Source organism: Mesorhizobium sp. M2A.F.Ca.ET.067.02.1.1 (assembly GCF_004023285.1).
Taxonomy (GTDB): Bacteria; Pseudomonadota; Alphaproteobacteria; order Rhizobiales; family Rhizobiaceae; genus Mesorhizobium.
Map to the genome: position 1 here is coordinate 1 of NZ_RZSB01000147.1, position 9,964 is coordinate 9,964.

The following is a 9,964-nucleotide window of genomic DNA, read 5'->3' on the forward strand; positions in this document are numbered from 1 at the left end:
CTTCCAAGTCACGGCATGGATCCTCGGGTCTGCGCGCGTCGCTACGCTCCTTGCTCCGCCCGTGGATGACGACCGCGACAGGCGTCTCGGCCAATCGCCAAGGCATGGGGTCTGCCAAGGCAACTAATATCCGGCCTCGCGGTCGACCAGGTTTTCGAGCTTCTCGCCGCGCTCGAACGCATCCATCTGCCGCAGCATGGCTGGCACCAGATGAGCCGGATCCGATGTCGCCGCCGCGTGTGGCGTGATAAAGACTTTCGGATGGCTCCACAGCGGGCTTGTCTTGGGCAGCGGCTCGACCTCGAACACGTCGAGGCTCGCTTCCTTCAGCGTGCCGTCGTCCAGCGCGCGCACGATGTCGGCGTCCTTCTGCAGGCGTCCGCGACCGGCATTGATCAGCACCGCGCCGCCAAGCCCGTTGCGCCGGCGCAACTCCTTGAGCAGCCCGTAATTCACGATGCCCTGGGTTTGCGGCGTCAGCGGCAACAGCACGACGAGAATATCGGTGGCGTTGAGGAAGGGGATCAGCCCCGCCTCGCCGGCATAGGTCGAAACACCTTTCATCGGCCGGTCGGTGCGCGACCAGCCGTTGACGGCAAAGCCGAGCGACAAAAGCACCGATGCCGCCGCGCGGCCGAGATGGCCGAGGCCCATGATGCCGACGGAAATGTCGCCGGCCGGGCGCTGCGGCGGCTCGTGCCAGATCTTCTTCGGCTGCTGCGCCCGGTAGAGCATGCCGTGCCGATGGTGATCGAGCACCCGCCAGACGACATACTCGGTCATGTATTGGGTGAGATTGTCGGCGACCACCCTGACGATCGGCACGTCGGGCAGGCCGGGATCGGCGAAGATATGGTCGACGCCTGCGCCGACCGAGAAGATGGCTCGCAGGTTGGGCAGCCCGGAGAGCAGGTTCGGCTTATGTTTCCACACCACCGCGTAGGCGATCGAGGGATCGTTGGCGCCTGCCGGCTCCAGCACCACCTCGCGCTCGGCCGCCAGCAGCTGATGCCAGCGCTGCGGATGAAAGGCCGTGACGGCAAGCAGGATTTTGCCTTTTTCCATTTGCGGATTCAGTCCTTGTTACGTCAATCCAGCCGGGCCTATTCGCTGACCACGCCGGTCGGCGCCGTCTCGATCTTGAAGGCCGCCGCCATCAGCGCCCGCGTATAGTCGGTCTGCGGGCTGCCGAAGATCTGTTCGGAAGGTCCCGCTTCGACGACCTTGCCATTGCGCATGACGATGACGTCATTGGCAAGGGCGCGGACGACCTTGAGGTCGTGGCTGATGAAGAGATAGGCGAGATTGTGCTTGGCCTGCAGGTTACGCAAAAGATCGACCACCTGCGCCTGCACGCTCATGTCGAGCGCCGAGGTCGGCTCGTCGAGCATGACGAAGCGCGGATTGAGCACCATGGCGCGCGCGATGGCGACGCGCTGGCGCTGGCCGCCGGAGAACTCGTGCGGGTAGCGATGGCGCGTTTCCGGATCGAGACCGACCTCCTTCAGCACGGCGACCACCTTGTCGTCGCGCTGGTCGGGCGAGAGCTTCGGCTCGTGGATCTTCAGCCCTTCCTCGATGATCTCGGAAACCGACAGGCGTGGGCTGAGCGATCCGAACGGGTCCTGGAAAACGATCTGCAATTCGCGCCTGAGCGGCCGCATGGCGCTGAAGGAGAGCTGGTTGATGTCGCGTCCGTTAAAGTTGATCGTGCCGGTCGAGGAGATCATCCGCGCGAGCGCCAGCCCGAGCGTCGTCTTGCCCGAACCGGATTCGCCGACCACGCCCAGCGTCTGGCCGGCGCGCACGGTGACGTCGATGCCGTCCACGGCCTTCACATGGTCGACGGTCTTGCGGAAGAAGCCCCTCTTGATCGGGAACCAGACCTTCATGTCCTTGCCCGCCATGACGGATTTGGCGCCCGGGTCTGCCGCAGGCGGCTTGCCCTTCGGCTCTGCGGCCAAGAGATGCTTCGTGTAAGGATGTTGCGGGTTGGCCAAGATCTCCTTGGTCGGCCCGGTCTCGACGATCTTGCCCTTGGTCATCACGCAGACACGGTCGGCGATCTTTCTGACGATGCCGAGGTCGTGCGTGATGAACAGCATCGACATGCCCTTGCGGCTTTTCAACTCCGCGAGCAACTGGAGGATCTGCGCCTGCACGGTCACGTCGAGCGCCGTCGTCGGCTCGTCGGCGATCAAAAGCTCCGGCTCGTTAGCCAAAGCCATGGCGATCATGACGCGCTGGCGCTGGCCGCCGGAGAGCTGGTGCGGGTAGGCATCGAGACGTTTCTCCGGCTCGCGGATACCGACCTCGTTGAGCAGCTCCAGCGTGCGCGCCCTGGCCGGAGCATCGCGCAGGCCTTGATGCAGTTGCAGCACCTCGACGATCTGCTGCTCGATCGTGTGCAGCGGGTTGAGCGAGGTCATCGGCTCCTGGAAGATCATGGTGATCTTGTTGCCGCGCACGCCGCGCAACGCCTTCTCGTTCATGGCGAGCAGGTCGGCGCCGCTGAACAGGATTCTGCCCGAGGGATGGCTGGCGGCGGGATAGGGCAGGAGCTTCAGCACCGACAGCGCCGATACCGATTTGCCCGAGCCGGATTCGCCGACCAGGGCAACCGTCTCGCCCTTGCCGATGTCGAACGAGACATGGTCGACGGCGATGGACTGCTTGCCGCCCTGCGCGAAGGCGACGCTCAGATCTTGGACGGACAGCAGGGCTTCGCTCATTTGAACGTCTTGCGCGGATCGAAGGCGTCGCGCGTCGCCTCGCCGATGAAGACCAGCAGCGACAGCATCAGCGAGATCACGATGAAGCCGGAAATGCCGAGCCAGGGCGCGTTGAGGTTGCGTTGCGCCTGTTTCAGCAATTCGCCGAGCGAGGCCGAGCCGGGCGGCAGGCCGAAGCCGAGATAGTCGAGCGAGGTCAGCGTCGAGATCGAGCCGGAGAGCAGGAAGGGCAGGAAGGTCAGCGTCGCCACCATGGCGTTGGGCAACAGGTGCCGGAACATGATGGTGAGGTTTGGCACGCCGAGCGCGCGCGCCGCGTTGACATATTCGAAGTTGCGGGCACGCAGGAATTCGGCCCGCACCACGCCGACCAGGGCCACCCAGGAAAACAGCAGCATCAGGCCGAGCAGGATGAAGAAGCCGGGCGGCAGGATGGCCGAGACGATGAGCAGCAGGTAAAGCACCGGGATGGCCGACCAGATCTCGATGAAACGCTGGAAGAGAAGGTCGGTCCAGCCGCCGAAATAGCCTTGCACCGCGCCGGCCGCGACGCCGATTAGCGACGAGCCGAGCGTCAGGATCAGCCCGAACAGAACCGAGATGCGGAAGCCGTAGAGCACTCGGGCCAGCACGTCGCGGGCCTGGTCGTCGGTGCCCAGCCAGTTCCAGTTGCCGACAACGCAGTTCTCGTCGGCCTCTCCCTTCGGGTATTGGCCGCAGCGCTTGTTCTTGTCGTAAAGCCAGGATGGTTTTGCCGGCGCCGGCTCTGGAATGGCGTTGTTGACGGTCTGATAGGAGTAACGGACAGGCGGCCAGATCATCCAGCCATTGGCATTGATCTCGTCCTGGATGACCGGATCGCGATAGTCGGTGACGGCGTAGAAACCACCGAACTTCTCTTCCGGATAGGCGACCAGGACCGGAAACAGGATCTCGCCCTTGTAGGAGGCGATGATCGGCTTGTCATTGGCGATCAGCTCGGAAAACAGCGACAGCACGAACAGGAGCAGGAAGATCCAGAGCGACCAGTAACCGCGCCGGTTGGCCTTGAAATTCTGCAGCCGCCTCTGGTTGAGCGGCGACAGGAATGGCCTGCTAGGCCTGGCCGGCGCGCTTTCGATCGCAGCCTCGGCCATCAGATGTCTCTCCGCTCGAAGTCGATGCGCGGATCGACCCAGGTGTAGATCAGGTCGGACAACAGGCCGACGAACAGGCCAAGCAGCGAGAAGATGTAGAGGGTGGCGAACACCACCGGATAGTCGCGGTCGATCACCGACTTGAAGCCGAGCAGGCCGAGGCCGTCGAGCGAGAAGATGTTCTCGATCAGCAGCGAGCCCGTGAAGAAGGCCGAGATGAAGGCGCCGGGGAAGCCGGCGATCACGATCAGCATGGCGTTTCGGAAGATGTGGCCGTAGAGCACCTTGTGCTCCGACAGGCCCTTGGCGCGCGCCGTCACGACATATTGCTGCGGATCTCTTCGAGGAAAGAGTTCTTGGTCAGCAGCGTCGTCGTGGCGAAGGCCGACAGCACCAGCGCCGTCAGCGGCAGCGTCATATGCCAGAAATAGTCGGCGATCTTGGCGGGCCAGGACAGCTGGTCCCAATTGTCCGAAACGATGCCGCGCAGCGGGAACCAGTCCCAGAACGAACCGCCGGCGAACAGCACCATCAGAAGGATGCCGAACAGGAAACCGGGAATGGCATAGCCGACGATGACGACGCCGCTGGTCCACACGTCGAAGGTCGAGCCGTCCTTCACCGCCTTGCGGATGCCGAGCGGGATCGAGATCAGGTAGGACAGAAGCGTGATCCACAGACCGATGGAAATCGAGACCGGCATCTTCTCCAGGATCAGGTTCAGCACCGAGATATCGCGGAAATAGCTGTCGCCGAAATCGAAGCGGATATAATTCCACAGCATCATGCCGAAGCGCTCGAGCGGCGGCTTGTCGAAGCCGAACTGCTTTTCCAGCTTCTTGATGAATTCAGGATCGAGCCCCTGCGCGCCGCGATATTTCGAGCCGACATCGCCGGCCACGTCGAGATTGCCGCCACCGGCGTCGCCGCCACCGCTGCCGAGGCGGTCGTTGCCGCCCTGGTTGGTCAGCTTGGCGATCACCTGCTCGACCGGGCCGCCCGGCGCGAACTGGATGACCGCGAAGGAGATCGCCATGATGCCGAACAGCGTCGGGATCATGAGAAGAATGCGGCGCAGGATATAGGCGCCCATCAGGCGACAGGCCCCGCGCGGATGATCATGTCAGGCTTTGCCAATCTTTGCCGCCTTGCCCTTGTCGAACCACCACAGCGCCTCGACCGGAAAGCCGAAATCGGGTTTCTGCCCTGGAAAGCCGAACATGTCCCAATAGGCGCTTCGGTGATTCGCCAGATACCAACTTGGAATCCAATCGCGCCGCGCGCGCAAGGCCCGGTCCAACGCGCGCATGGCGGTGGTCAGGCTTTCACGGTCCTTGGCGGCGCCGACGGCATCGATCAGCGCATCGACGGCTGGGCTTGCAACGCCCGACAGGTTGCGCGAGCCCGACACCGCGGCGCTGCGCGAGTGGAAGAAGATCTCCAGATCGTCGCGGGTCGGCGTGGCGCTGAAATTGAAGGCGGCCGAGAGCAGGTCGAAATCGAATGTTGATTGCCTCAGCTGGTACTGCGCCGAATCCACCAGGCGGATCGAGGCATCGATGCCGATGGCTTTCATGTTGGCGACCCAAGGCGAATAGACCTGCACGAAGGTCTCGTCGTCGACCAGAAATTCAGCGGCCAGCCGGCCGCCCTTGTCATTGAGCACGAAATCGCCTGAGCGTTTCCAGCCAGCCTGTGCGAGCAGCTTCAGCGCAGCGCTCAGTTGCTTGCGGTCTCGTCCGGACCCATCCGATGGCGGTTGCGTCACCGCTTCACCGAAGGTCTCCGGCGGCAGCTGGTCGCGCAGCGGTTCAAGCAGCGCCAGCTCCTGCGGCGACGGCATGCCCGTAGCCCGGAAGTCGGATTTCTCGAAGCAGGACTGCGAGCGTTCATAGGAGCCATAGAAGAAGTTGCGCCGCGTCCATTCGAAATCGAAGCAGAGCGCGATCGCCTGCCGCACGCGTGGGTCCTTGAATTGCTCGCGCCGTTGGTTGACCGCGGTGGCCTGCATGGAAGGCGTGGTCTCGGCCGGGAACTCATGCTTGATCACCTTGCCGGCGGTAAAGGCCGGAAAGGCGTAAGCCGTCGCCCAGACGCGCGAGGTGAACTCCTCGCGGTAGAGGATCTCGCCCTTCTTGAAGGCCTCGAACCCGGCTGTGCGATCCTGGTAGAATTCGATGCGGATGCGTCCGAAATTGTTCTGGCCGCGGTTGACCGGCAGGTCGTTGCCCCAATAGTCGGCCACGCGCTCATATTCGACCCAGGCGCCCGCCGACCAGCGCCCGACTTTGTAGGCGCTTGAGCCGAGCGGCGGGTTGAGCTGGGAGGAGTCGAAGGGATTGGCGGTGAAGAAGGCTTTCGAAAGGATCGGGAATCCGACCACGTTCAGGATGGTGCGGGCCGACTGCTTGCCTGAGAATTTGAGCTGCAGCGTGTGAACGTCGACGGCTGCCGCGTCGTCGAGGTGGGTCAGCGACAGCGCGTAGTCGGGATGCCCCTTGTCCTTCAGCAGCTTGAAGGTGAAGGCGGCGTCTTCCGCAGTCAGCGGGGAACCATCGTGGAACCGTGCCTGCGGGCGCAGCGAGAAGGTGAAACTGTTGCGGTCGTCAGAAATCGTCACGCTTTCGGCGATCAGCCCGTAAACAGCATCAGGCTCGTCGAGCGCCCTCGCCATCAGCGTATCGAAGCACATCTCCATGCGCTGCGGGGAATCGCCCTTGGGGACGAAGGAATTCAGCGTGTTGAAGGTCTGCGGACTCTGGTTGGCGCCCCAATTGGGCGGCGAGAAATTGAAGGTGCCGCCTTGCGGCGCATCGACGTTGACATAGTCGAAATGCGTGAAGTCGGGCTTGTATTTCAGGTCGCCGAAGGCCGACAGGCCGTGCAGCTTGACGCCGGTCGGCGTGTCGGCAAACGCCCGGCCTGGCAGCAGTGCGGCGGCAGTGGCTGCGGCGCCGAGCGCCAGGAAATCGCGGCGAGGAAGCAAAGTCCGCCGCTCCATCAATTGAGGCCCTTGTACTTGGCGGCCAGCGCCTTTTCCTTCGCGGGGTCGATCCACCAGGAATCGATGTCGGCGCCGAGATACGCCGGCTGCTTTTCCGGCATGCCGAACTTGTTCCAATAGGCATACCAGACAGCCGATCGATAGTACTGCGGCAGAACGTAGAAGTTCCACAAGAGCACCCGGTCAAGGGCATGGGTGGCGGCGACAAGGTCGGCGCGATCGGTGGCGAAAATGATCCGATCGATCAGGGCGTCGACGACCGGGTCCTGGATGCCCATCAGATTACGCGATCCCGGGGTTTGTGCTGCCTTAGAACTCCAGAATTCGCGCTGCTCGTTGCCGGGCGATTCAGATTGCTGAAGCACCGTCGTCACCACGTCGAAGTCGAAATGATTGATACGGTTGATATACTGGGTCTGGTCGATGATGCGTAGGGTGGCGTCAACCCCAATCTTGCGCAGGTTGGCGATGTAAGGGCTGGAGATGATCTGGTCGGTATCGTTCGAACCCAGTATCTCGAACTTAAGCGGCGCGCCGGTCTTCGCGTTGACCATCTTGCCGCCTTTTATCTGCCAGCCGGCCTGAGCAAGAAGATCAACTGCCTGTTTGAGGTATTTCCGCTCAGCCTGAGGCGAGTCGTAGACAGGCAGCTTGAACTCCTGCGTAAACAATTCGGGGGGCAGCTTATCGCGATACTTCTCCAGGATATCCAGCTCCTTGCCTTGCGGCAGCCCGCTTGACGCCAGTTCGGTGCCCTGGAAATAGCTCGATGTTCTGGTGTTGAAACCGAAAAACAACGTCCTGTTCATCGTCTCGAAGTCGAAGGGCAGGGTCAGCGCCTCACGCACCCTGCGGTCCTGGAAAAGCGGTCGCCGCTGGTTGAATACGAAGCCCTGCATGGGCTGCGCATGCTCGCTCTCGAAGGTTTTCTTGATCACGTCCTCAGCCTTGAAGGCCGGGAAGTTGTAGAACGTCGCCCATCTGCGCGAACTCATCTCGCGATGAGTGTCGTCAAGTCCACCTTTGGTGAAGGCCTGCCATGCGGCGTTGTCGTCGAGGATGTAAGTGAAGTGCTGCGTGTCGAAATTCTCGCGGCCGATCTTCACCGGCAGCTTGGCCCCCCAATAGTCGGGCACCCGCTGCCAGACGATCTCCGAACCGGGCCTGAAGCTGGCGATCTTGTAGGCGGCGGAGCCCAGCGGCGGCTCCAACGTCGGCCTGGTGATGTCGCGCTTCTTGCCGCTTGCATCGGTGCCTTCCCACCAATGCTTCGGCAAAACGACAAGATCGCCGAGGATCTTGGGCAGCTCTCGATTGCCCTTCTGGTTGAAATGGAACTCGACCTCGCGATCCGAGATCGCGACCGCCTCGGTCACGTTCTCGAAATAACGGTTGTATCTGGGGCTGTTGGCCTTCAGCACCTGGAATGACCAGACCACGTCGTCGACGGTGATCGGCTTGCCGTCATGCCATTTGGCGCGCGGATCGAGCCGGTAGGTGGCCGAGGAAAAATCGGCAGGGTACTTAAAGGCGTCTGCGATCAGCGGGTGGCTGACGCTGCCTTCGTCGGTGGCCTGTTCCATCAGCGTGTCGTAAAGCAGGCCGCCACCAAAATCGGCGAAGCCGGCGGCGGGCGACCCTTGCACTATATACGGGTTGAAGCTGTCGAAGGTCCCTATAGCGACGGCATTGTAAGTGCCGCCCTTCGGCGCATCCGGATTGACGTAATCGTAACGCTGGAAGTTCTCGCCGTATTTGGAAGGTCCGATCAGCGACGATGTCGTGTGCCACTCATCGGCGAAGCTGGCCTGCAGGCTGGCGGCGAAGGCGAGCGCCAGCGCCGATGCGAAAAGCGTGCGGAAGCGGCCAACCTTCATGCGTTCTCCTCGTCGCTAGTTCCAACCACCCGCAATCTAGATCATTTGACGCCGGTGGAAACCGCAAGTGCCGGCTTTGTCGCCGCCTATGCAGGTTTCCTAACAGAAAAGCCGGGACGAACCCGGCTTTTCTGAGGATATCACCATTACAAATTGTTTATTGAGCAGGCGCCGCGGGCTTGGCCGGGGCGGCTCCTCCGGCCGGTTTAGCTGCGCCATCCGCCGGCTTGGCGGCTTCGGCAGGCTTCGCCGAGGCGTCGGCGGCGGCGCCCGGCTGCGGCAGCGGCTTCGGATTGTCCGACAGCGTGCGCAGATAGGCGATCACATTGGCGCGGTCTTCTTCCTTCGGCAGGCCGGCGAAGCCCATCGCCGTGCCCTTCACGAACTTCTTCGGCGAGGTGATGAAGTGGTTGAGGTTGTCGTAGTTCCAGTGCTCCTGGCCGCCCTTGGAGAAATCCTTCATGCCGGACGAATAGGCAAAGCCCTCGTGCTCGGCGACGGGGCGGTCGACGATGTCCCAGAGATCCGGACCGACCTTGTTCGGACCGCCCTTTTCGCCGGAATGGCAGGCCTGGCACTTTTTGAAGATGGCGGCGCCCGCATCGGCGCTGGCGCTGGCGAGCAGATCGGCGATCGGCTTTTCAGCCGCGGCCGGCGCGGCCGCGCCGCCTTCGGTCGGCTCCTGCGCCTCGATGGCGAAGCCGGGCTTTTCGGGGGCGGGCGAGGCGAACAGCCCGTCCGAGACGAGGCCTATCGAAAAGACGATGAAGCAGGTTCCCAGAAATCCGCCGAGCAGCTTGTTGACTTCGTTGGAATCCATACGCCCCTTGCTCCCTTTTCCGGCGGACCGTCCCGTCCACTCCGTCCGTCGGTATCGCGACTGCCCTGAAAGGCCAGTCAAACCGGGCGGAAACTAGGTCTTTTGCTCTGGCGTTGCAACACCTATAAGGGCGCCTCCAGTGAGACCTTTTGCCACTTTTCCACCCCTGTTTTTCGACCGCTCCAAAATCCGATGTCAACCTTGATCCTGATCCCCGCCCGCATGGCCTCGACGCGCCTGCCGGGCAAGCCGCTGGCCGACATTGCGGGCGCGCCGATGATCGTCCATGTCGCCCGCCGCGCCGCCGAGGCTGGGCTCGGCCGCGGCGTGGTGGCGACCGACACGCAAGCTGTCGCTGAGGCCGTGCGGGCGCATGGCTTCGAGGCGGTCATGAC

General features: G+C 62.7%; 6 protein-coding genes and 2 pseudogenes. 1 reads left to right on the plus strand and 7 read right to left on the minus strand.

The window, feature by feature from the left end:
* Positions 1–123: 123 nt before the first annotated feature.
* The 7 genes and pseudogenes from EOA28_RS13125 to EOA28_RS13155 all read right to left on the minus strand — a co-directional run bounded on the left by EOA28_RS13125 (position 124) and on the right by EOA28_RS13155 (position 9,569).
* Positions 124–1,065 (minus strand): glyoxylate/hydroxypyruvate reductase A, encoded by a 942-nt coding sequence (locus EOA28_RS13125; RefSeq protein ID WP_127249673.1) that lies wholly within the window; start codon positions 1,063–1,065, stop codon positions 124–126.
* 38 nt (positions 1,066–1,103) lie between these two features.
* A complete protein-coding gene (locus tag EOA28_RS13130; RefSeq protein ID WP_127249672.1) occupies positions 1,104–2,732 on the minus strand; it encodes an ABC transporter ATP-binding protein in 1,629 nt (542 codons plus the stop codon).
* A complete protein-coding gene (locus EOA28_RS13135; RefSeq protein WP_127249671.1) occupies positions 2,729–3,868 on the minus strand; it encodes an ABC transporter permease in 1,140 nt (379 codons plus the stop codon). The genes EOA28_RS13130 and EOA28_RS13135 overlap by 4 nt, the downstream gene beginning before the upstream one ends.
* Positions 3,868–4,961: pseudogene (locus EOA28_RS13140) on the minus strand (microcin C ABC transporter permease YejB). Before EOA28_RS13140 ends, EOA28_RS13135 begins: the two are co-directional and overlap by 1 nt.
* A 30-nt stretch (positions 4,962–4,991) precedes the next feature.
* Positions 4,992–6,869, minus strand: coding sequence for an extracellular solute-binding protein (locus tag EOA28_RS13145; protein ID WP_127249669.1), 1,878 nt, complete (start codon positions 6,867–6,869; stop codon positions 4,992–4,994).
* A complete protein-coding gene (locus EOA28_RS13150; RefSeq protein ID WP_127249668.1) occupies positions 6,869–8,749 on the minus strand; it encodes an extracellular solute-binding protein in 1,881 nt (626 codons plus the stop codon). Before EOA28_RS13150 ends, EOA28_RS13145 begins: the two co-directional genes overlap by 1 nt.
* Positions 8,750–8,906: 157 nt before the next feature.
* A complete protein-coding gene (locus EOA28_RS13155) occupies positions 8,907–9,569 on the minus strand; it encodes a cytochrome c family protein (protein ID WP_128314939.1) in 663 nt (220 codons plus the stop codon).
* A gap of 192 nt (positions 9,570–9,761) precedes the next feature.
* Here EOA28_RS13155 and EOA28_RS13160 point away from each other — a divergent pair.
* Positions 9,762–9,964, plus strand: a pseudogene (locus EOA28_RS13160) (NTP transferase domain-containing protein); the annotation flags it as partial.